This is a genomic window from Candidatus Protochlamydia sp. W-9 (genome assembly GCF_001950615.1).
Lineage (GTDB): Bacteria > Chlamydiota > Chlamydiia > Chlamydiales > Parachlamydiaceae > Protochlamydia > Protochlamydia amoebophila.
The window spans coordinates 1-23863 of sequence record NZ_BCPZ01000115.1; the positions used below are offsets into that span (position 1 = coordinate 1).

Annotated in this window: 17 protein-coding genes, 1 tRNA gene and 1 pseudogene; 10 read left to right on the plus strand and 9 right to left on the minus strand. The window is 35.6% G+C overall.

Features of this window, described 5'->3' with window-relative positions; genetic code table 11:
* Window positions 1–1414: pseudogene (locus tag BU804_RS03055) on the plus strand (hypothetical protein); the annotation flags it as partial.
* 424 nt (window positions 1415–1838) lie between these two features.
* Here the strand turns inward: BU804_RS03055 and BU804_RS03060 are convergent.
* Window positions 1839–3350 carry an ankyrin repeat domain-containing protein gene (locus tag BU804_RS03060; RefSeq protein ID WP_075882926.1) on the minus strand — a complete coding sequence of 504 codons (1512 nt, stop codon included), beginning with the start codon at window positions 3348–3350 and terminating at the stop codon, window positions 1839–1841.
* Window positions 3351–3718: 368 nt separating this feature from the next.
* On the opposite strand from BU804_RS03060, the gene BU804_RS03065 reads away from it, so the two are divergent.
* On the plus strand, window positions 3719–8755 hold the full coding sequence (locus tag BU804_RS03065; protein WP_079988576.1) for a hypothetical protein: 5037 nt from the start codon (window positions 3719–3721) through the stop codon (window positions 8753–8755).
* A 674-nt stretch (window positions 8756–9429) separates the two neighbouring features.
* Here BU804_RS03065 and BU804_RS03070 read toward each other — a convergent pair.
* Both BU804_RS03070 and BU804_RS03075 read right to left on the minus strand, forming a co-directional pair.
* On the minus strand, window positions 9430–9957 hold the full coding sequence (locus BU804_RS03070; RefSeq protein ID WP_075882927.1) for a hypothetical protein: 528 nt from the start codon (window positions 9955–9957) through the stop codon (window positions 9430–9432).
* Window positions 9947–10426 (minus strand): Asp23/Gls24 family envelope stress response protein, encoded by a 480-nt coding sequence (locus tag BU804_RS03075; RefSeq protein ID WP_011176154.1) that lies wholly within the window; start codon window positions 10424–10426, stop codon window positions 9947–9949. The genes BU804_RS03070 and BU804_RS03075 overlap by 11 nt, the downstream gene beginning before the upstream one ends.
* Before the next feature lie 431 nt (window positions 10427–10857).
* Here BU804_RS03075 and BU804_RS03080 point away from each other — a divergent pair, with 431 nt between their 5' ends.
* Window positions 10858–11334: a DUF4339 domain-containing protein gene (locus BU804_RS03080; protein ID WP_075882928.1), complete on the plus strand. Its 477-nt coding sequence runs from the start codon at window positions 10858–10860 to the stop codon at window positions 11332–11334.
* Window positions 11335–11481: 147 nt separating this feature from the next.
* Here BU804_RS03080 and rpsN read toward each other — a convergent pair whose 3' ends face one another.
* Window positions 11482–11787 carry a 30S ribosomal protein S14 gene (gene rpsN / locus BU804_RS03085; protein ID WP_075882929.1) on the minus strand — a complete coding sequence of 102 codons (306 nt, stop codon included), beginning with the start codon at window positions 11785–11787 and terminating at the stop codon, window positions 11482–11484.
* Between the two features lie 10 nt (window positions 11788–11797).
* On the minus strand, window positions 11798–11935 hold the full coding sequence (rpmJ, locus tag BU804_RS03090) for a 50S ribosomal protein L36 (protein WP_011176151.1): 138 nt from the start codon (window positions 11933–11935) through the stop codon (window positions 11798–11800).
* Between the two features lie 325 nt (window positions 11936–12260).
* Here rpmJ and rpmH point away from each other — a divergent pair, with 325 nt between their 5' ends.
* The gene (rpmH, locus tag BU804_RS03095; RefSeq protein WP_075882930.1) at window positions 12261–12398 is read left to right on the plus strand and encodes a 50S ribosomal protein L34; all 138 of its coding nucleotides are present in this window, start codon (window positions 12261–12263) and stop codon (window positions 12396–12398) included.
* A 53-nt stretch (window positions 12399–12451) separates the two neighbouring features.
* Complete coding sequence (gene rnpA / locus BU804_RS03100) at window positions 12452–12754, plus strand: ribonuclease P protein component (RefSeq protein ID WP_445082294.1); 303 nt, start codon at window positions 12452–12454, stop codon at window positions 12752–12754.
* A gap of 143 nt (window positions 12755–12897) precedes the next feature.
* On the opposite strand, the gene BU804_RS03105 is transcribed toward rnpA, so the two are convergent.
* The gene (locus BU804_RS03105; RefSeq protein ID WP_075882932.1) at window positions 12898–14637 is read right to left on the minus strand and encodes a hypothetical protein; all 1740 of its coding nucleotides are present in this window, start codon (window positions 14635–14637) and stop codon (window positions 12898–12900) included.
* A 480-nt stretch (window positions 14638–15117) separates the two neighbouring features.
* On the opposite strand from BU804_RS03105, the gene BU804_RS03110 reads away from it, so the two are divergent.
* Complete coding sequence (locus BU804_RS03110) at window positions 15118–17124, plus strand: ATP-dependent helicase (RefSeq protein ID WP_075882933.1); 2007 nt, start codon at window positions 15118–15120, stop codon at window positions 17122–17124.
* 56 nt (window positions 17125–17180) lie between these two features.
* Here the strand turns inward: BU804_RS03110 and BU804_RS03115 are convergent, their stop codons facing one another.
* The gene (locus tag BU804_RS03115) at window positions 17181–17801 is read right to left on the minus strand and encodes a thioredoxin family protein (protein ID WP_075882934.1); all 621 of its coding nucleotides are present in this window, start codon (window positions 17799–17801) and stop codon (window positions 17181–17183) included.
* A 239-nt stretch (window positions 17802–18040) separates the two neighbouring features.
* Here BU804_RS03115 and BU804_RS03120 point away from each other — a divergent pair, with 239 nt between their 5' ends.
* Together BU804_RS03120 and BU804_RS03125 are read left to right on the plus strand one after the other, a co-directional pair.
* Window positions 18041–18505, plus strand: coding sequence for a hypothetical protein (locus tag BU804_RS03120; protein WP_039358368.1), 465 nt, complete (start codon window positions 18041–18043; stop codon window positions 18503–18505).
* A 68-nt stretch (window positions 18506–18573) separates the two neighbouring features.
* On the plus strand, window positions 18574–19935 hold the full coding sequence (locus BU804_RS03125; protein ID WP_075882935.1) for an amino acid carrier protein: 1362 nt from the start codon (window positions 18574–18576) through the stop codon (window positions 19933–19935).
* A 240-nt stretch (window positions 19936–20175) separates the two neighbouring features.
* Here BU804_RS03125 and pgsA read toward each other — a convergent pair whose 3' ends face one another.
* Together pgsA and BU804_RS03135 are read right to left on the minus strand one after the other, a co-directional pair.
* The gene (gene pgsA / locus BU804_RS03130; RefSeq protein WP_075882936.1) at window positions 20176–20793 is read right to left on the minus strand and encodes a CDP-diacylglycerol--glycerol-3-phosphate 3-phosphatidyltransferase; all 618 of its coding nucleotides are present in this window, start codon (window positions 20791–20793) and stop codon (window positions 20176–20178) included.
* A 102-nt stretch (window positions 20794–20895) separates the two neighbouring features.
* On the minus strand, window positions 20896–22398 hold the full coding sequence (locus BU804_RS03135) for a glycogen synthase (RefSeq protein WP_075882937.1): 1503 nt from the start codon (window positions 22396–22398) through the stop codon (window positions 20896–20898).
* Window positions 22399–22764: 366 nt separating this feature from the next.
* Between BU804_RS03135 and BU804_RS03140 the strand changes: the two genes are divergently transcribed.
* Together BU804_RS03140 and BU804_RS03145 are read left to right on the plus strand one after the other, a co-directional pair.
* Window positions 22765–22836 (plus strand) — tRNA-Gln (locus tag BU804_RS03140).
* A 17-nt stretch (window positions 22837–22853) separates the two neighbouring features.
* The gene (locus tag BU804_RS03145) at window positions 22854–23795 is read left to right on the plus strand and encodes a ribose-phosphate diphosphokinase (RefSeq protein ID WP_075882938.1); all 942 of its coding nucleotides are present in this window, start codon (window positions 22854–22856) and stop codon (window positions 23793–23795) included.
* The last annotated feature ends 68 nt before the right edge of the window (window positions 23796–23863 follow it).

Genomic DNA, 23863 nt, shown 5'->3' on the forward strand with positions numbered 1-23863 from the left:
TACGTTAAAACCTTTTTTGCATGTTGAACTCGACTATTTAAATGTAAGCGGTTGTTCATTTATTAAAGAAGAGGCCATTCTGGAAATCGAAAAGTGCTCTCCTAATCTCAAAACGCTTTATTTAAACCGTTGCGCTCAACTGCGCGCGTTTGAAAAACCACGCTTTCCCCTCGCACCAACCTATTTGCAGTTTGCCAAATTAGAAGAATTGCAACTTAAGAGGTGTGTGGCACTTGCCTCGATTCATTTAGATGCTCCTCTTTTGCATATTCTAAAAGCCGATAAAAATCCCCATTTAAAAACACTTTTTTTCAATACTGCTGATCCGTATCTCAAAGGAAGTTTTACAAGATGCCCAGCTTTGGACTTAGGAATGTTCAGGAAAGAAGGAGGGAGTAAAATTTTAAAAGGGATAAAAAATCCAAAAATTGATCCCACAAGTTTATTTGAACTTTATATGAATGATAATTCTTGGTTCACCAGTTTTAACCTTTCTCTTCAGAAAATAAGCTATGAGGAAGTGAAAATTATTGCTCAAGCTCTAGCTTCTAATACTATTCTTGAAAATTTATTGTTTAACGGTAATCAAATAAGTGATAGGGGAGCTAAAGTTTTTGCTCAGGCTCTCGCTTCCAATAATGCTCTTAGTACGCTCTATCTTATGTATAATAAAATAAGCGATGAAGGAGCGGAAGCAATTGCTCACGCCCTTGCTTCCAATACTATTCTTCGGATCCTCCGGCTTGACGGTAACCAAATAAGCGATAAAGGAGCGGAAGCATTTGCTCGGCTTCTTGTTTCTAATAGTCCTCTTTGGCAACTCAACCTTAATGGTAACCAAATAAGCGATAAAGGAGCGGAAGCTCTTGCTAAGGTTCTTGCTTCCAATAAGGCTCTTAGGACACTCTTACTTAACAGAAATCAAATCAGCGATAAAGGAATGGAAGCTTTTGCTCAGACTCTTGCTTCCAATAAGGCTCTTAGGAAACTCTCTCTTAACAAAAACCAAATCAGCGATAAGGGCATGGAAGCTTTTGCTCAGACTCTTGCTTCCAATAAGGCTCTTAGGAAACTCTCTCTTAACAAAAACCAAATCAGCGATAAGGGCATGGAAGCTTTTGCTCAGACTCTTGCTTCCAATAAGGCTCTTAGGGAACTCTCTCTTAACAAAAACCAAATCAGCGATAAGAGCATGGAAGCTTTTGCTCGCGCTCTTGCTTCCAATACGGCTCTTGAGGATCTCTCACTTAACAAAAACCAAATCAGCGATAAGGGCATGGAAGCTCTTGTTTCCGCTCTTTCTGAGAATACGGCTCTTAAGAAGCTCGACCTTAGTGGAAACCAAATCAGCGGTAAAGGAGCAAAGGTTCTTGCTGATGTAGCTCGTAGGTATGGTTGTCATGTAAAATTATAAAGATCTAGTGCTATAAACTGTCCAAACCTCTATATTGCTGTTTTTTTATTTAGATAGCTAATGTAAAATTAGGTTTAGATGCATATATTAGTTAACCCATAAGATTTCTTTTTTTAAAGTCAGTTTCATTTCATAGATGCGCTCTCATTTAACCGACGATGATAAAAATTTATCGATAGTAAATGAATATATTTTTTTGACTAAATGGTCATTAGCCTTACGCTTTGGTAAAATAGCAGTCATTTTTGCAAAATTGTATTTATTTCTAAAACTTTAGTCCGTGCTAACTCTTTCCTATATTGAGCGTAATATAATAAGGTTTGCAAAGCGAGTCTTTTGATCTGACCATCATTCATCCCAAATTGACTTTTTTTGTATTGCTAAATCAGTACTCCAGCCTAGCCTGGAGTACTGATTTTTGCCCCTATTTTGCTGGGAATTTTAGGAATAATAATCTTTGAATATCCTCTTCATTTTTTCTTTTAGGTGCCTTTACAAGGCTTACTAAAGAATTGGGATCTTGAGAATCTAAAGGATTACGCCAACTTCGGTGGTTTAAAAGATATTCTACGATAGCTACATGACCATCGGTTACAGCATGATACAAGGGTGTATATCCCTTAGAGTCTTTTACACAGACATCTAATTCATCATAGGAAGTTAAAATCCTGACCATTTTAACATTTCCTTGGATAACAGAATAATGAAGGGGAGTGAGCAAATGCTCATCTAAACCAGCTTGTGCATTGATATCAGCCCCTTCCTCAATCAATAATTGCGTTGTCTGCACTCTTCCATTAAAAACGGACATGTGCAAAGGAGTTCTTCCATACTCTCCTCGTGCATTGACCAAACCTTTTTTATTATCTCTATCCATTCTGTCAAGGAGATATTTAACGACGGAATATGCACCCTTTTTAGCAGCCCAGTGAATAGGTTGGTATTGATACTTATCTAAAGCAGCTACATTAGCTCCATTTTTCAGCAAAATTTTTACAATTTTAAGGTGATTATGATAACAAGCTGAATGCAAGGGAGTAAATCCACTCGCATGAACTTGATTGACAAAAGCTTCTTTACTACAAGGACGTGTTAATAGATTCCAAATCCCTAGTTTGGCAAGTTCTTGTTTGAGAAATTCATCATCATTTAATTGACAAGCTGTAAAAATATCACAAACTTTTAATTGTGAAAGCAATCTATTTTTTTCTGCTTTTAATTTTTCTAATTGAGGCTCGAGCTCTTTCCTCAGCTCATATTCTTGCATGGTTAAAGTTTGCTTTCTTGCAAATAGATCGTCATATTCTTGCGTTTTTTTTCTAAAATTTTCCTTTAATTCTTTCTTAAGTTGATTTAAATCTGTGATGTCATCTATTTGGAATCCTTCCCTAGATTTTAGAAGTTTTTCATCCAATCTCTCAGCAAAAGTCTGCATCAATTCTTGTCGTTTTTGCTCGTCAAGCACAACCAAGTTTCCATTAAAAAATGTAGCTTCTCTAGCCTGAAGAAGGCCGTCATAGTTAAATAAATAATCTTCTCGAAGTTGGCGAATTTTTTCATCAATATCTTCAAGAAGAGTTCTCTGATTCAAAGATAGATTTATTTCTCCATTAGCTTCAGTCTCAAGTTCATCTTGTATAATCTTAGAATGCCCTTTGGGCAGACTATTAGTCTCCGGTTCATTTTGTATAATTTCATAATGCCCTTCAGGCAGGCTATTTTCTACAAGTGAGTTTTGTTGTCTTTGCCTCAATTGTTTAACCGCTTCTAGTTGACATTTTGTTACTTCTGCAGAAAGGCTAATACTTTCTCTCATAGTATTATCCATAATTTGAATGACACTTGGTAAATGAAAAACTTTGTTTTCAAGTACATGCAATTGAGTACTCACGTTATTTAAAGAGGCATCACGATGGATGATGGGAGGACAACTCATAATCTAATCCTTTAAAATAATTTAAGTTTTAGGATTTGACAAATCACACAGTTTGTAAGCTAAAACATTTTTTACTTTATTAGAGACAAGATATTCGACTCAATAAATTTTTAAAAAAAGAATTGTCTTAAAAAAGAAAATAAAATTTTGAATAATTTTTCTCTCCTTTAGTGTGATAGGATTTGGTTGTTCAGTTAGCGAGCTAGATTTAATGCTGCAATACTTGAACCAAAATCTAGCAACCTAACTTTCTTTCTTCGTCAGTTAAATCTCCATAATAAATTTTTCAAACTTTAAATTGATTGAGGTGCTTTTTTTTGCTACTGTCTTTTCATTACAAATTAAAAAAATCAAAGGATAGTCAAATCATGCAAAGCACTCATTCTATCCCCTCCCTATTCTCTCCCTTGTCATTTGTCGAGCAACCATCGAAATTCCGAGACTTAGTAGATAGCCTTGATACGGTTTTGGATGCTATTGCAAAACATAAATATTCAAAAGCCATTGAGAAGTTTAATGTTTTTATGACCTCTTTGCCGTCTCAGGTGACAAAAGAAGTGCTTGAAAAGATTTTTGCCTGCCTCTTGGCGCTTATTCCTGTGATAGAGACACCTCAAGAGATAAATGAGAGTGTACGTTTACTGCTCAATTTGACAGCAGATCCTTGCTTTGTAGAAGAGCAACAGTTGCTAGCTATTGAGCTTGCCAAGTGGCACTACAAAAAAGGAAAACAAGAAAAGCAAGAAAAGAAACAACTGAGTTATTTTATTGATGCCATTCATTATGTAGGAAAGGCTCAGACTATCTCAAAGGCTTCCTCAGATCTTCAGTGTTTGGCTTCGCGCATTTTTAAAGCTGCTTCGACGTCTTTTAGCTTTTTTAAGCAGCGTTTAGAACAAGCGGTGGGAAAAAACGATAGCCAACAAGTCGTGCAACTCTTCCCAGATCTTGCAATGCGTTTTGAATCGATCTGCTGCTCAAGTGAAAAACATGCTTTGATTAAACTATTCTATAAACAAGTGCATGCAGTTATCTCGCATACGTTAAAAACACGAGGGCTAGAGCGGATCCAAGCAAGTGGTTTGGGTACTCTAAATGAAACGATGCTCTCTTACTTAAATAGTGAATCTCTTCCCACGACTTGTTTTATCACGGCTAAATATCGAGAAAAATTGGATACTTATCGCGAAAATTTCCGCGCGTTATATCAAATGATCAATTTACAAAAATTTACGATAAAAGAGGTGTGCACTTTTCAAAAAAAAGTTTCGACGGACTTGATCACGTTATTGCATGCTTTAATTGATGATGCCATTGCCATTTTAGGAGATCCTCCTTGCTTATATGATTTAAGAGCAATGGGGTCCCTAGCCAAAGAAGAGATTTGTCCCTATTCAGACTTAGAATGGTGCATCCTCATAGAAGGAATTGAGCATCGGCCCTACTTTGTGAAATTAGCCCGTCTGTTAGAACTACAGATAATAAACCTTGGAGAGGATCCGGCACAAGGGTTGCTCGTTTTTACTTGTATCGGGACTAAGCATCGCTCCGGTTTTCATATCGATTCTGGCGGTAATCCAGCTGTTATCTCAGATCTTATCAACACACCCGATGGATTGGCTCAGATGCAAAAAATGGAGGAGTATTCTTCTAATTCCCATAGTAATACGCTGCGTAAAACTATCTCCTTTCATCAAACGAATTCGGTGCTCTTTGACCTTTATCAAACACAAATGCACGCCTATCTCGATGAAAAGTTGCCGCAAACAGGAGAAGTCAGACGCAAAAGCCAAGCATTACAAATGCTAATAGATCGTCTGCAAATCTATGAAGAGATTTGGCATGATCCTTTTAAAGTCCAGTTTATGAATCTAAAAAAACACTACTCGGAGCTGCTCCATCACCTTTTAAATGATTTATCTCTTTATTTCGGCATGGAAGAAGCCAATACACTCAATCTTATCGACGCGTTTGTGAAAAAGGAAATTTTCACGGTTGAAAGCGGCTTCTTATTGCAAGAGGCGGTGGCGGTCATTTACTTAAAAAGAGTAGGTCTCCATTTTACTTGTGGGGAGCAAAAAGAAGAGGTTAGCCTAAAAAAATTTCATGATGAAAAAGAAATCCTGGCCAAGATTTACTGGCTTGTCCTGCGCCCTCTTTACCGCAAATTGAAGCTTTGCTTTTCCGGTTGGAATACTCATAATTTAAATTTTTGCATTTCCAGCCTAGACCCTCATCAATTAAAGTCTTGCATTTTTAAGCTAGATTCTCATTTCCAAAAACTAGATCTCCTTCAAGAGGCTTATTACGAAGAGAAACTGCATCCTGATACAATAGAAAATCTTAAGCCCTGGATGGCTCATTTCGTACATCACCTTGTTTCCAGGCAACAAGCGAAGGCGCTTGATCAGGCTTGGCATTGGCATGAAGCTTACTACCAAAGTCTCTCACAGACGACTTTCACGGAACCCCTAAGAGAAATCTATCTTAATGTTTTGGACTTTTATGCCACTGAGGAAAGCTTTAGTAATTTAATCGCTCATCTTGCCTCGATTCCCAATCCAAGTGGGATTAGACAAAGCCAGCGCTTAGAAGAAGAGCAGCTTCAAAAAGCAATTCTTGCCATGACAACCGACCATCCGAATCCAGACGATCCCTTCCAAGTCAAAATTCGCTGTCCGGCAGTGCCACATGCCAGGTATCTCAAACAAGACGTTTGTGAACAGATTTTAGAAGAAACGGGTAACCTTAAGCGGCAATATGAAAGCGCTCACCCTGTTGCACGTGCTTCCTATGAAGGTTATCATCTGCACTTTAAACAAAAACCGACGCATCCTCTGCTGGAATATGCCATTCATGCGCTGACGGCACGTATTGCGGGGCATCTAAGCCCTCCGACTGAGCTGGCACGCTTTGAAGTCGATGTGAAAGGAAAAAAACAAATCTATCCCGTCTTAATTTCAAAAACAATTCAAGGACAAACGTTAGAAAACGCAGAAAAGCTAGACGTCAAGCAATTGACCTGGGCTTGCCTGTGTGCTTTATTGACACGTCCAGGCGATGGTCGCTTCTCGAACTATGTCGTCGAAGAAGAGACTCAGCGTATTTTTTGCGTCGATAACGATATTTCTTTTGTCGAACCTGTCATCCACCATTTCACCGGACATAAGATCCATTTTTCCTCAGCTCTTTTTTGCTTACCTGCTAAATACCGTTTAGATCCTGAAGTACTACAGACTTTCCTTCATTTAGATCCTAATCTCATCCTCAATAGTTGGCTCGAAGGCTTAATCCAAAAAGACGAGAACTACCGCGCTCTTCATCTCTTTACTCCTAAAGAAGAAAAATTTTTATATGAAGAAAACCCGGAAGATTGCTTTAAAGGAACGCTTCTTTTGCGCAGCGGGATGGTGACGAATCTACTCATTCAATTTTACCATCTGCAGGACTGCTTACGCCAAGATTTAAAAAATAAAAAAGATTTTACCTCTCTCGATCTTTTGCCCTATCTCATCAACTTACGGGGCAGTCACAAGCAAACCCTAGATCGCTGGGTGTACTCTAAATATAAACAAGCTAACGCAAGCTGCCTAAGTCCCAAACAAAGGCTACAAAAAGCGATCGATCGCAATGTCGACATTTCTCTCACTTCCGCCCAAGCTGACGCAGCCACCTTTGGCAAGCCCCCAACGTTTGAAGAAATTCAAGAACGTGAAGAATACTCTCCTGAAAAAGCTCAAAGTGAGCTTTTTGCGTTTACTTTAAGCCGGTGCACTTCACATGTCGCATTCGGAACAAACAAAGAAGGAGAATGGATTGAGGCAGATTTTAGAAAGATGGTTAAAGGAAAGACACCTGATCGGGAGCGGCAACGCCTCGTTTTAAATGCCCTAATCTTTTTAATGAAAAATAAAAAGCTTCGACCCAGAAAATTGACTTTGATGAACTGTGCTGCTTTAGATCACATCACGTTAAAGCCTTTCTTGCATGTTGAACTCGATTATTTAAATGTGAGCGGTTGCCCGCTTATCAAAGAAGAAGCCATTCAAGAAATGGAAAATCGCTCTCCTAACCTCAAAATGCTTTATTTAAACCGCTGCATTCATCTGCGCGCGTTTGAAAAAACACGCTTTCCCTTCGCCTCTACTTATTTGCAGTTTGCCAAATTAGAAGAATTGCAACTCATGAGGTGTGAGGTGCTTGCCTCGATTCAGCTAGATGCCCCTCTTTTGCATATCCTAAAAGCAGATAAAAATCCCCATTTAAAAACGCTCTTTTTTAAAACAGGTACTCTGTATTTTAAAGGAAGTTTTACAAGATGTCCGACTTTAGATTTAAAAAAGGCGAAAGAAGAAGGAGTGAATAAAATTTTAAAAGAAATAAAAACTTCAGAAATTGACCGTACACAATTATTTCAACTTTATATGAATGATTCTCGGCTCACTTCGCTTGATCTTAGTTACAGGGGAATAAGCGATAAGGAAGCGGAAGTTATTGCTAATGGGCTTACTTTTAATACGGCTCTTAGTTTTCTCCGGCTTAATAATAACCAAATAACCGATAGGGGAGTAGTGACTCTTGATCTCGCTCTTGCTTTCAATACTACTATTAACCATCTCTGGATTCAAGGAGACATAATAAGCGATAGGAGAGCAGAAGCGTTTGCTCGGATTCTTGCTTCCAATACTGCTCTTATGACACTCCTTCTTAACAAAAACCGAATCAGCGATAAGGTAATGGAAGCATTTGCTCAGGCTCTTGTCTTCAATACTGGTCTTAGAAAACTTAATTTTAACGAGAACCAAATTAGCGATAAGGGAATGGAAGCTTTTGCTCTCGCTCTTATTTCCAATACGACACTTGAGTCACTTGATCTTGACAGAAGCCTAATAAGCGATAAGATAGTAGAAGCGCTTGCTCAAGTACTTGATTCTAATACGATTCTGAGAACACTTTCTCTTAACGGAAACCAAATCAGCGATATAGGAGCCGAAGCAATTGCTCAGTCTCTGGCTTCCAATACAACTCTTAAATCACTCTACCTTAATGATAACCAAATAGGCGATAAAGGAGCACAAGCGCTTGCTCAAGTACTTGTTTCTAATACGCCTCTGAGTGCACTTTCTCTTTACGGAAACCAAATCAGCGATATAGGAGCCGAAGCAATTGCCCAGTCTCTGGCTTCCAATACGACTCTTGAATCACTCTACCTTAATAATAACCAAATAAGCGATAAAGGAGCACAAGCGCTTGCTCAAGCTTTTGTTTCCAATACGGTTCTGAGTAAACTTTTTCTTAATGGTAACCAAATAAGCAAAAAGGGAAGGGAAACGCTTGCAAAGGTTCTTGTTTCTAATACTGCTCTTAAGAAGTTCTGGCTTAACGGTAATTTAATAAAGCAATAGGGAGTTAACAATTAAACAAGCTCTTGATTTCAAGGGAGCTGCTCTTAGAGTTTTCCATTTTCACAAAAAAATAAGCATTAAATTTTTATACAGAAAATTCTAGGATGATTGGTTATAGCGTCGGCTTGGTTTTCATTCATTTGCGATGAAAGCATCCCTTAGACTGGCCCCTATCAAAACAAGCAATAGCTTTTAAATCGATTTTTTACCCAAAAATTAAATAGTTATGGTCACAATCATTTTAATTAGAATAGGCTAGTTAATTGTTTATCTAGAAAGCTGGATGGATGGCTTAGTTATGGAAATTAGAAAAAAGCCAAGACAAAGGCAAGATATATTCGCCTATTGTAGACATCAAGAGCGGAATTGAATTCTCTTGTGGCATTAACATTGATCTAGGAAAACAGATGGATACGGTTGAAAAAGAGCTTACAAAGTAAGAGAAAAAAAATAAAAAAGCCTTAAAGGATGAAATAAAAAAAAGAACAGCAGACATAGTAAATATTTAGCTTCTACTTCGAGTTTATTAAAAACTCTTCAATAAATAGTTTGACTGAATTAAAATATTTAATTAGGAATGCTTATATGGCTATATTAGGTGATGGTATATCGGCTACAATACCTATTTAAATAAAAAAATGTTTTTATTAATCAATAATTTTAATAAATTCTAATCATTTAGTCCCAAGATTTCTATTAAAACTAGCTATTAAATGAACTTCGTGTGGATAGCCAAGAACTTCTCCAAAAAGGTATGAGAAATCCCGATTAATTTTTTCTAAAACATTTTTTTGATCTTCTTCAGGCATGGCGGGTAGATCCGCGGCTACTTGAAGAAAGTTTTTACGAATCATGAGCTGAAAAGGAACTTCGCTTTGAGAAAATTGCTCTTTCCAATAACTCTTCAAGTATTGCTCGATTAAATTTTCATCAATAGAAATCGAACGATTTCCTGTTTTAATAAATGTATAACGGTGCTTGGTGCTAATCGCTGTGTAAATAAATATTGAAAGACCTATCAGAGCAAAGCCAAGCCCAAATAGTGATAAGATTAGGGTGTTTTCTGTTATAAAACGGATAATTGCATTTTGAAGAAGTTCAGACCAAGGTAACGCAATACTGAATACACCAACAACAAAGAAGAAAGCTCCAAAAATAAAACTAATAGCTACGTAGAAAAAACGTTCAAATTTAAAATTCATCGGAATAATCTTCATCTAAGTTGGTTCCCATTAATTTGGGAGGACCTTGTGTAAAACTTTGGCTTAATTTCTGGGCTTGCTCATGAGAAATGACATTTTTAAACACGACATGAACAGAGGAAACGTGTAGGCCTGTTAACTTTGTGATTTCTTCTGCAATTTTTGTTTGAATTTCTTCGGCTTTTTCTGGAATTGAGGTTCCAAATAAAATGTTTACTTCTACTTTAATATTTACGGATTGATTTTTATCATCTTGCTCGGCGTAAATGCCTTTTACACCTTCAGCAATACGGCCTAGAAGATGATCAATATAATTTCCCTCAACTAGACTAATTCCATCAATTTGCGCAAGACATTGCAAAGCAATAGATTGGAAAACTTTATCTTCAATATCTCGAATAAAAACTGTTTCTGGAAGTTCAAATTCTTTTGTATCCACTTTCTTTTTATCGACTTTAGGGTCTATCATGAACTTTTTCCTTGTAGCAATTAGATCCGCTTCACTTACGTATCAATTGAGCAATTTATTTAAACAAATTTTAAATGATTAAGCGTATTTGTATAAATATAATTTTTACAGCAGGTTTTGCTGGTTAATTTAAACTTTTAACCTATTCATTACATCTCATTATTTTGATGCAATCTAGGCTGCAACATTAGCAGTTAAATTTTAATCTGACTAGTCCTTTATCATTTAAAAATATTATTTATAATTTTATTCAAAACTTTTTTTATAAGTAGGCAAATTAAAGATGCTATGATAAATTTTTTGTGAAAAATGATGCGAGGTGTTAAGTTCAAAAAATAATCACCACTCTTGTAGACTTCTCTGCAGATTTTGAAAGTTATCTCAGCGAATTAAAAGGAGAATTTAACGATTTTATAAGTAAAGGTTTGAGAATGCCTCAATTAGACGCAACACAAATAATGACGAGTTTTGTTTTATCTGCAATCATTGGCTATTTGACAGGGTATTACGCAGATCAAAAAGGAAGAGATTTTACTACCTGGTTTATTCTTGGAATGCTGTTTAATTTCTTCGCAACAATCCTATTATTTTTTCTTCCCTCTATTAAGAAAGAGGAAAATATTAGGCCAACGATGACTATTGCAAAGACAGATCCTGCTATTTCTATTTCACAGCCACAACAACCCATTTCCCCCCCTAGTTGGAAAGAGGAAGAAAATAAATTGTGGTATTATTTAGATCAAAACCATGAACAAATTGGACCTGTTAGTATCATTGCTTTACGGAATTTGTGGAATAGTGGGTTGTTGGGATTAAATAGTTATGTTTGGGCTGAGGGAATGGACCGATGGCAAAAAGTTGATCAACTGACTAATCTCAAAGAAGCATTAAGCAAACATAGTCTTTAAATAGGCTTAAAGCTTAATCTGTTTATGCAAAGAATTAAAAGTAAGCCTCAATTTTTAAAAAATTATTTACAGATTAAATTGAGGGATAAAAAAAGGATGACTTTTGTCATCCTTGAGAATGCAGATTAAATTCTAAAGAATGGGGGATTACCAGCTTGACTTAGTCACACCTGGAATCATTCCCATAGAAGCTAGTTCTCTAAATGTCAAACGAGAGAGCTTAAACTTACGCATAAAGCCACGAGCACGGCCAGTCATTTGGCAACGATTTCTTAAACGTATAGGGGAAGAATCACGCGGCATTTTGTTAAGCGCGATGCGAGCTTGCTCTCTTTCTTCTTCGCTAAGATTTATGTTGTAACTTTTTTCGCGGAGCTCTTTTCTTTTATCCCATTTTAATTGGACGAGCTTTTCGCGGCGCTTTTGCTTTTCTACCGATGACTTCTTCGCCATGTTTTATTCCTTATTTTTTACGGGCTGGGCCTTTCTGGCGCTGTTTGCGATTAGGATCTTTTTTGTTAATAACATACAAACGACCACTGCGACGAACAAGTATATCGCCTTTAGAAGGATCAGCTTTGATCGATGCTTTGACTTTCATGAGAATTCCCTATTGAGTTAATCAGTGAAAATTATAAAGTAAGCACTGTTTATAAATCAAGATTCAATTTTATTCAAGAATTTTCTCAATCAAATAAGGCTTAAAAAGCGTTTGTTGGTGAATGGCTGAAATTGAAATTCTAATAAAGCTAAAGCTTATCATTCAAGGTTAAAAGAATAAGAATGTTATCTTTCTGATAAATATCTATAAAGAATTATTCCTTGCAATTATTCTTAAAAATCAATAGTATTTTGTCCATGTTTAAACGTTTAAAAGCAAGCTAAGCTTTTATCAACATTGAATTTAAATTTAAGGAAATTTAGCCGTGAAGCGTACTTATCAACCCAGCAAACGTCGCCGTTCTTCTGAGCATGGCTTTTTGAAAAGAATGAGCACAGCCAACGGACGTAAAATTATTAGTAGACGTCGTAGACATGGACGTAAACAATTAACACGCGTTTAACTTATCGTTTTCCTAAGTCAATGCGCTTGCGTACGCGTAAGCAGTACCAGCGCATGGCTAATGGATCTTCTCGATACATTGGACGGTGGATTATTTTAGATCTTCGTTTTAATAATCGCTCTCACTCTCAATTAGGAATCACAGTCACACGCCGATTTGGTAAAGCTCATCACCGAAATCGATTTAAAAGAATAGTTAGGGAAGCCTTTCGCCTTTCTTATCATACATTTCCTCAAGCATTTCTTTTAAATGTTAAACCTCGTACACTTGCTCATCAAGCTAAAATGCAAGATATTCAAGCAGAATTAATAGAATTGATCGATCAAGCTTATAGGCACTATCAAAAATTAAGTTAAGTCGTTGAATGATGGTTGATTAGATGAAGTTTAAAGCATCAAGACATTAACTTTTTTAAGGTGTTGAATGCCATAAATTTAGTATTAGCAATTTCGGTACTGAAAAAACTTTAAAGTTTTTTCAGTACCGGTATCAAACAAGATTAATCAAAGCGCCTTTGAAGGAATAAGAAATTGATAATAAAACGCCACCAGGGTTGAGCAGGAGGTGTAATCTCTGCTTTGAACCAACACGTTCTGTGTTTAATTTCAACTGTAAGATTAGCCATTTGTTGTCTAAACGTTTTTAAACAACTTTCAATTTTTTCAACATTTGAAAAACACTTAAGCATGTTGCTTTCCAAACTAACTGTTCTCTCTTTGAAAGTATTTTGCACTACACTAAAACTAGATTGTAACTCAAGAAATTTCAAGTAATCTTGCTTAAGCAAATTTTTTTCTATTTCGGGAGTTGAAATGTGCGCTAATGAAGAGTGTATAGTCACTCGTTCTTGAAGAGCAACAAGACTGTTTAAAAGATCAGCCCCTTTTTTTAATTCAGCTGATCTAGAGTTATTTCTTCTTACGTTAACAGTCACTCTTTCTCCCTCCATAATTTTATAGCCGCTTAAAAGCGTTCTGAGATTAACTAATCTTTTCTCAATTTTTTTCTGATAAGCCCTGATCATAGCAATCTCAAATTTTCGTTGAGCCATCTGGCTTGGCAAAAGTTCAGTGTTTGTTTCTGCTTCTAGTTCACGAAGACGCTGTGCTATTCTTCTTTGATTTTCATCGTAGCATCTACTTTGTTTTTTCATTCTGTTAAAATGCAGATAATAACTTTCACATCTAAATTGATCTGCAGATTCACCCTCTAAAGATTTTAATGTTTTTTGATGAACTAAAATTTGCTCTTCTAATTCTGCAAGTTTAGTGTTTATTGTAGTTACAATTTGCGTTACTTCATGTGAAGTGCGAGGTGGAGAATTTTCTGGAAGTCTGTTTAAATCATTAAGAGAAATTTTTAAATTAAGACGTCGTTGTTCTAGCAATTTAAACACTGTTTCTGCGCGGTAAGCAATCCCAAAATGAGGGACAAACCACCCTCTAGTGTTGCCTTCGTGTATCTCTTTTAAATGCATTTGCTCTGTTTGCATCTTTTCATACTGAATTCTATAAACATCTTTTCTTGTTTGCATTAATTCTTCTATTCTAAGAGATTGTTCAGTTAAAACTTCATATGAGGCTTGATCTTGCTCCTTTATTTGGCTGTAGGCCTCTCTTTGTAAGATCGTTAATCTGCTCGCATCTAATTCATAAGACTTGTTTTTTTGGGAAACAGCGAGAACAAAACTGGCTACCATTCCAGATAGACATGTCAAAAATGACATTGTAATAGTTTGGCTTCTGTCAGAGGTATTTCTAATAATTTGTTCCATTTCAGCTTGATCTTCAGGAGTAAACCAAGTATTTAAACGAATAGGAGTTTGCCTTTCAATAAACGTCATAATCTTAGTTGCTAATGTTTGGACTAAAGGACCTTCAGCTTGATGAGAAACATGAGCTAAAATTAAAGGAGAAGTAGGAGCAGAAATTGGATCTGCTTCAACAGATTGTTCTGCTTCGCTTGTGGGAATCGCAGAAAAATTACTTGTGCTATCTGAATGAGTCTCTCTAAATCTATTTTGAGGGGGAGTCCCTGAATTTTTAGTCTTTGGCGTAGGAGAAATTTGAGTACATAAAATGCCATTTGCGCGAGGAGAAGCTTCTGGTAAAGGTAAGGGAGAAATGGATGGAGGAATAGGGGTGTGTGGTGGTATTGCTAAAATTTGACTTGATTGTTCTCCTTGTAGATTTGTTCCATCGTGAGTAGTTGATGATGATCTTAAATCTACTATATGCATAAAAAAAACTCCTTGTTTGATTATTGGAGACGGAAATCTTATTAACTTTTTTTGTTTTTAAAACGTCCAAAAATAATTTTTTAACAAGTATAAGAATTGACTCTTTCCTAGTTTGTTAAAGCAGGAAAAAGACAAGCGATCATTTGTCAGTTTTATATCCAGTATTAGCTAATTAAGAAGCTCTAGCTTGTGTAAATATAAGAGCAAAAGGTCGTTAGGGGGGCGAGCAGATATCAAATGTGCATCTAATCCTCTGTTTACTTTAAACGAAAATTATTTGTTAAGAAAATTTTTATTTAAATCAATTATACATTATTAAGTATTTAAAAATTAGTGACTTAAACGATTAAGATAATATTTAACCTTTGTTAAGAAAACGGCTGTTGTTAATAAAAGACCGATCTGTCAACCTTTTGAATTGTTTTTGGTAAACTTAATCCTTATCTCATATGTAAATGAGCAAAATTAAAAATTGTATCGATGGAAAAAGAATTAGAAACTTTAAATCCAGAGCAGAAGCATGCAGTTAAGCTCATTAATGGAAGAGTATTAATTTTAGCTGGAGCTGGAAGCGGAAAAACTCGCGTGTTAACAATGCGAATGGCTTATTTAATTCGTTATTTAAATGTTTCACCCAGAGCTATTTTAGGCTTAACTTTTACAAATAAAGCGGCCGCAGAAATGCGTCATCGATTGGCAAATTTTGTAGATTCAAAATTAGCCAAGCAAGTGACCTTGTGCACATTCCATGGATTTTGTATGCAGATTCTGCGCCAAGACATCGCCAAGCTTGGTTATACAACTAAATTTAGTTTGTACGATGAACAAGATGTGCAACGATTAATTAACATGATTGTTCGCGATATTTTGCAGCATGAAGGGGAACTTCCCTCTTTGACTTCTACGCTCAACGCCATTCGACATGCAAAAAATAAAGGAATTTCTCCTGAAAATATCGAAATTTCTGAGTCAAAATGGCACAATTCATTTGTTCAAGACGTTTATCGCCGTTTACAAGCAAGTATGAGAGCATATAATGCTGTCGATTTTGACCATCTTTTGAGCTTGACTGTTGAGTTGTTCGAACGATTTCCGGATGTTTTAGAAGCTTATCAAGAAAGATTTCGCTATATGATGATTGATGAATATCAAGACACGAATCCGATTCAATATCGACTTGCCTCTTTACTTACTTCTAAATACCAAAATTTATGTGTTGTTGGTGATGACGATCAGTCTATTTATGGTTGGCGAGGTGCAGATGTTAAAAATATTTTAGAATTTGAAAAAGCAACTGTCATTAAATTAGAACAGAATTATCGTTCGACAAATTTTATTTTAAAAGCTGCAAATGCAGTTATTGATCACAATCAATATCGACATAAAAAAAAATTATGGAGTGAGAAAGGAGAGGGGTATCCTATTGAGGTCTTTCATACACCGAATGAGCTAGAAGAAGCTCAAGTAGTAGTTAAAAGAATTGTAAAAATGAAAGAGAGTTTAAATTTGCAGTGGAAAGACTTTGCCATTTTATATCGATCTAATGCTCTATCTCGTCAATTTGAAACGGCTCTCATGAGACAGGTTTGGAAATTTCAGAATCGGTGGATTCAAGGGATTCCTTATGAAATTTTTGGAGGCACAGAATTTTATGAACGAAAAGAAGTTAAAGACTTATGTGCTTATTTGAGATTAATCATTAATCCAGCTGATCAAGAAGCTCTGCTACGAATTGTGAATCAACCAAGAAGAGGAATTGGCGAAGATAGCTTAGATCTATTGACGACACATAATAGGCAGTTTCAAAGGCCTCTTTGGGATGTTTTAAAAGAGGTTGCAAATCAAAAAGGGGAAGGAGCTAAATTAATTTATCATGGAAAAGCCTTTAAAGGAATTTGTGAGTTTACTCATTTAATTAGCGAAGCAAAAAAACGATTTCAAGAAGGTAATTTAGCAGAAAATTTGAAATGGTTAATAGAGCAAATAAATTATCAAAAAGCCATTAAAGAGGAAGTGAAAAGTCAACAAATGAGGGACTTTAAATGGGAAAATATTCAAGAATTTGTTTCTTCTTTAGCTGAATTTGAACAGCAGGCACAACTCAACCCTGAATTAGAAAGCTCTTTAGAAAATTTTTTGGGAAATATGTATGTAGATAATAAATTTAATCAATCGACAAAAAATAATCGTCATGAAGACCGCGTAAGTTTACTTACATTTCATAGTGCAAAAGGGCTTGAATTTCCAGTTTGTTTTTTAGTTGGTATGGAAGATCATATCATTCCACATGAAAAAAGTATGAAAGAAACAGGAATCGAAGAAGAAAGAAGATTGATGTATGTTGCAATTACTCGTGCTCAGCAGCATTTAACAATAAGTATGGCTCAGCAACGTAAACGTATGGGTAAGGATATGACTAGCCGCCCATCAAGATTTTTATTTGAAATTCCGAAAGAGTTATTAAAAATGACGGACTGGAGAAATTAAAAAAATAATTCTGAATCCTGATTTTTTTATCGTGATCCAGAATCAACTTTAAATAATTATCGATAATAAGTGTTAAAGTGGTTCATAGAACCCGAGAATTGGCCTGGATTGAGTTTTTGTAGTAATTCGTTGATATAAACAGCAGGCCCACCAGCTTTGTAATTAACGGTAAACAAAAGTTGTCCACTTGCGTTGATCACAACAAGAGTGGGGAATGCATTGATGTTATAGCGTTGTAATAAAGTACTATATGGAGATGACATAATAGCATCTTCGCCATAGTCTGGAAATTCGGCTTTGAAGAAGATAAATTGATTGCCCACACCTTGTGCAAATTCAGGCTTAGTTAACACCTCTTTTTCTAATTTCATGCAAGCTGGACACCAATTGGTGCCTGTAAATAATAAAATGATGGGTTTTCCTGTCGACTGAGATTGGGCAACAGCTTCATGATAATTTGTTATCCAAGTCAAAGAGTTTTCATTAAGGTTTTGTGAGCCAAAGTGACGAGAAGATTGATCATGGGTTTTGCTTTGATTCATTTGTCCCTTTGTCGTGGGCTGGGCATATGTTTGATTAGGGTAAGCCTGCTGATTGGAGGGAGATTGGCCAAATAAGGGGATAATAGCAGTTAAAGTTAAGGTGCCACTGATTAAGAAAGTGGTTATTTTTTTCATTTTTCATTCCTTTCTTGAATTTATGCTTAATGAATATTAAAATAGTGGGCTAAATTCTTATTTTATTGCACAATTAGATTAAATTTAAAATCGATTAAAAATAGCAATGTTGTGCAGACCTATGGGTAATGGGCTTTAATTTTGATTAAACTTAAATCATTATCATTTTGCAAAAAAGAAGAAAGTCATGCTTTGTTTGCTATTTGTTCAAATTCCAACTTAAGGCAATTAACTCAATAATGCAACCTTTTCCTCCCACTGTTATTATTCGACACCGGCTTGAAAATCTAAAAAAATGTAGTTTGCGTGGTTTGGAAACAAGAAAAGATTTTGTTTTTTTGAAATATCCTTATGAAAAATTACCAGATCTACAAGGATATATTATTTTATCAGTCAATGCTCCACCTCTCACTAATGAAGATTGTAACAGAGGATTACTTGTTTTAGACGCGACCTGGCGTTATGCAAGAAAGATGATACAGCCATTTGAAAATCAAACAAATTATCTATACCGAAGTCTACCACATCACTTTCGGACAGCTTATCCTCGTTATCAGGATGATTGTCCAGATCCAGAGAGGGGACTTGCATCAATAGAAGCTATTTATCTGAGCTATTATTTAATGGGGCGCTCTGTTTCAGGTTTATTAGATTTTTATTTCTGGAAAGAACAATTTCTTCAAATAAATAAACTAATTAATTGACTTTTAAATCAAAAAAAATAATAATTCTTTTAAAATTGTTTAATTATTAAATTAAAATTAGGCGATAAATGCTTACAGCTTTAAGTAGTCAATTAGGTCAGCTGGAAAATATTCTATGGACTTATGCAGGAGTTCCCATTGTCATTCTGTTGGGGCTGTATTTATCTTTAAAATCAAGTTTTTTTCAAATTCGACATTTACCGACCGTTTTTAAGACATTTTTCAGTTTTATGCGATTACGCAGTTCAGAAAATCAACATGGTGTTCATCCTCTCAAAGCTTTTTTTGCTGCAGTAGGTGGATGTGTAGGAATTGGTAATATCGTAGGGATTTGTACAGCCGTTCAACTTGGCGGGCCTGGAGCCTTATTTTGGATTTGGATGACTGCTTTAGCAGGGATGATTTTAAAATATTCAGAAGTTTATTTGGGGTTGCGTTATAGAGTTCCCAATGCAAGTGGGGGGTATAATGGGGGACCTATGTATTTTTTGCAAAAAGTCTTTAAAACTAGCTGGATTCCTAAACTTGTTTGTGTATTGCTGTGTGTTTATGGAGTAGAAGTTTACCAATTTAGTGTCATCTCCACTAGTATCACAACAAACTTAGGTATCAACTCTTATTTGGTAACAGCGACCTTACTAGTTCTTGTGGTTTTTGCGGGAAGTGGAGGAGTTCGCCGGGTAGGAACTATCTCAAGTACGAGTTTACCAGTTTTTGTTGTGATTTATGTAGGAATGGGAATGTGGGTATTGTTCAATAATCTTTCCGCTTTACCTACAGTAATTCAGCAAGTATTCACTTCTGCTTTTTCAGGGCATGCCGCTATTGGAGGATTTGCTGGAGCTGGAATTATGAGTACTATGTCGTATGGAATTCGAAGAGGGTGCTATACAGGTGATATTGGAGTGGGATATGCATCTGTCATTCATAGTGAAACTAGCGTGCAAATTCCAGAAAAACAAGCCTCATTAGCTATTTTCGATATTTTTCTCGATACATTTATAGTTTGTACAACCAGTCTTTTCTTGATTTTAACCACTGGACTTTGGCAGGAACCCATAGAGGCAGGTCTCTTAGTTCAACTATCTCTAGGGCAATATTTCCCTTATATGCATTTTTTCATGCCTATTTTTTTGTTTATGCTTGGTTATAACACAATCAATGCTTATTTTTGTGTTGGATTAAAATGCGCAGAATATCTCTCACCTAAATTTGGCCGGAGCGTCTATTATATTTACGCGGTTGTAGCCTTAGTTCTGTTTTCTTTTATGGGAACCAGCCAAGCACAAACAGCAATGGCTATTGCTGGTGTTTCTTTATTGATTATTAATGGGTATGGAATTTTCATGCTAAGGCATGAAATTTCATTCAATCTTGTGAGAGAAGAGGCACGCTTATCTGAAAGCCATCCCCTTGCAGAAATTTCGTAACTAAAAATTTGACATTTCTTACTTCTGAAATTGTTATTTAATTTAGAGAGGAATTATCTTTTTGAAGAATATCCAAAAAGTTGCCTTATTCAAATAAGGAAATTGAAGTCATAATAACTGTATTTCAAATTATCATTTGCTGAGATGATTTCCAATTAGATGAGTATTTTGTTCTCAACAGAATAATCTATTCATTTTTAATGTTTATAAATCAGTTGTAAAAAGGAAATTTTTCGAGATTTAATCAATTAAATCTCGTTTTAGGCTATTTTTAGATGTCAAAAGCTTCATAATATATTGTTTATTGGCATAGACATATTCTACACCCGAAAGTAAGGAATAAAGAGCAGCTACTAATACAACTATCATGCTAATATATTGTAGCGAATGAAGAGATAAATAACCCAGCGAATAAGGAATTAGCAAAATAATGACAGTAAATGAAGCTAGGGCTTGAAAGATAGCTTTAATTTTACCGCTAGGTCTAGCAGCAAGTGCGAATCCTTTCAAAGCACAAATAGTTCTTAAAGTGCTTACAACAGAATCTCTATAAATAAAAATAAAAATCAAAAGCATGGGAAGCTGAACAGGAGGAAGTGTAAAAGTTAGAAAAATTGAAATTCTATAGATGCTGTCTGCCATAGGATCTAAAATTTTACCCAGATCCGTAACTTGATTATATTTACGTGCAAGATATCCGTCACAGGCATCAGATAATTCTGAGATACCTAAAAGGAAAAGTAAAATATAAGGCAAAGTTGTCATTTGGATATTTAAAAACTCATATTCTAAATAAAGCAATAGAAAAATGGGGCTAATAAAAATACGAAAAAAAGTCAGACAATTAGGAATACTCAAGATAATCTTCCTTTCAACCATCGCTGATAGTTATATTAGAAATCCAAAACTCAGACGAGAAAGGGAGAATAGCTACATTTTTGTATTAATTCAAGAGTCCCTTTAATTTTTTGCTGAGATAGCTTGATAAATTTTCAGATAACAATCTGAAGATTGATTCCAGCTAAAATCCATTTTCATTCCATTAAGCATCAACTGACGCCATTTTTCAGGTTCTTCAAACCAACAATGAATGGCGCGGTCGATGGCAGAATCTATTCCATTAGCATCTGGATCGTCAAAAACATATCCATTTTTTTTATCAGGTTGTTGATCTGTATGATCGACGTCGATAATTGTATCAGCTAATCCTCCTGTGCGACGAACAATGGGAACAGTGCCATATTTAAGAGCAATGATTTGTGTAAGGCCGCAAGGTTCAAAAAGTGAGGGAACAATAAACATGTCAGAGCCCGCATAAATGAGATGAGCAAGTTCTTCGCTATGATGCAAAATTAAGTGAATATGTGGATGGTCGGTGTATTGATGCTTTAAACGATGAAATTCATCATTAATACTAGGGATAGGACTTGAGCCTAGTAAGATAAACTGTCCTTTTTTTTCAACGATATGTCTAATCGTATGTTTAATCAAATCGATTCCTTTTTGTGGGACAAGTCTAGTTATGCATCCAATAATAGGTCTATGTTCCTCGGCCAAATAAAGTTTTTCTCTTAAAAATTTTTTGATAAAACCTTTTTTATCAACGGTATTTCGATCTTTTTTATTGTTAGGCATTTCTCTTAAAGAATAATGAGCGGGCAAAAATCGATCAATTTCTGGATTCCAATAAGAGTAGTCAATTCCATTTAAAATCCCTTTGAATTTATGCTGATATTCTACTAAGGTGGTTTCAAGTCCTCTTCCTTCCTTCGGTGTTAAAACCTCTTTTGCATAATTAGGAGATACAGTGGTTACGAAATCTGAATAAACGATGCCGCCCTTGAGCAAATTAATTAAATGAGGGTAAAGATTGTCTTGCATAAAACTATGTTGTTGATATTGATTGCCATCGAGGCCAATGTAATTCAAATCATGTGCTGCACATTTTCCCTGATATTCCATGTTGTGAATTGTAAACAATATCTTTGGTTTTGTGTACCCAAGCTTTTGATACATGTCTTTGTACAGAGGAGCAATAACAGCTGTTTGCCAATCATGGAGATGAATAATATCCGGCAAAATAGATTTTTTATATAAAAACTCTAAGGCTGTGCGAGAAAAGTATAAGAAACGTTCGAGATCATCTTCACAACCATAAAAGCAGCCGCGATTAAAAAAGAAGCGGGGGTGATGGGGTTCAATAAAATAAACTTTTAAATTTTCCACCCATCCCATCCAAACTGTATTGAAAAACCATTCTCCATTATAAAATGAGGGGAGTTCAAAATAATCCACTGTCAGGTCTCGGATTTGCTCGCTATCCATACAATCATACTTAGGGATAATGATGTCAACATCATGCCCTTTCCAAGATAACTCACGGCAAAGACCTAGGACAACGTCTGCTAATCCTCCAACTTTGGCTAAAGGGGCAAGTTCTGAGGCTATATGAATGATGTGCATGACAAGCTCCGATTCTGAATTAGCATTTTCATTGAATTTTAATATTTTTAACTTTCTATTGACAGTTTAGTGTTGGTTATTTCAATCAATAAAGGATAATGATTAAATATTTCCACAAACAAATATATTTTTGAAGATTAGACTTCGAATATTTGATTTAGATTTTTATCGAAATTTGTCTATCCCTGAATTTTTTGGAAAGACAATCTTTTAAAAGTAGCTATTTTATCTCTTTTTTTGAATTCATAAATCCCTAAATATTTATGTTTAGCTGCTTAATTTAATATTTTTTTCTTGTTTTACTTGTTGCAAAAAAATCAAACCAAGAATATTATGTTATCTTTGTTAAAGCGATCGGTTCATCGATGGGGTGTAGCCAAGCGGTAAGGCAGCGGTTTTTGGTACCGCCATGCGGAGGTTCGAATCCTTCCACCCCAATGTTATAGGCAACTCAGATGTCCTTTTGCCACCAACCACTATTATTTGCTGGATCTTCACATCCCATTCTTGCAACTGAAATTGCCCAACAACTCAAAATTTCTCTTGGTCAAATGCAGTTAAGCAAGTTTCCTGATGGGGAAATAGGGGTGCAGCTTTTAGAAAGTGTGCGTGGTAAAGATACTTTTGTTTTACAATCGATTGCTCTTGATCCCAATTCTTATTTGATGGAGTTACTAATTATTGTTGATGCCCTCAAAAGAGCATCAGCGCGAAATATTGTAGCAGTGATTCCTTATTATGGATATTGCCGACAAGACCGTAAAGATAAGTTTGATGTGTCAATTACAGCGAAACTCGTTGCAAATTTATTGGTAGAAGCCGGCATAACGCGAATTTTGACAATGGATCTTCATGTAGATCAATTGCAAGGGTTTTTTGATATTCCTGTAGATCATCTTAGTGGACGTCAACTATTGATTGATGAATTACAGAAATTAGATTTGACTAATAGTATTGTTGTAGCTCCCGATATAGGAAGCGTCAAAACAGCTCGAACTTTTGCAAGTCAGCTCAGTGTTGATTTTGCAATCGTTGATAAGCACCGGAAAAGTGCTATAGAAGTTGTAGACTATCACCTAATCGGAGATGTTAACGGAAAAGATGTACTTCTCGCTGACGATATCTGCTCAACTGGAGCAACATTAATGTCAGCAGCGAAAGCATGCCAAGAGAAGGGAGCAAATCGTATTTTTGCTGCATTTACCCACGGTTTACTTGTGGATGATTCAGTTAAGCAGATAGAAAATAGTTTGCTCGAAATAGTATGGATGACGAACACCATTCCTCATACTAAACGGTTAAAAGAAGCTTCTAAGCTTAAAACCGTTTCCATAGCCTCTCTTTTGGCTCATGCCATCCAATGCATGGTATCGGATGAGTCCATTTCTTCTTTATAACATATATAAATGTGTGATAAACTTTTTGAAACAATGACTGAAAAATTTAGTAACGTAAGTTTTAAATA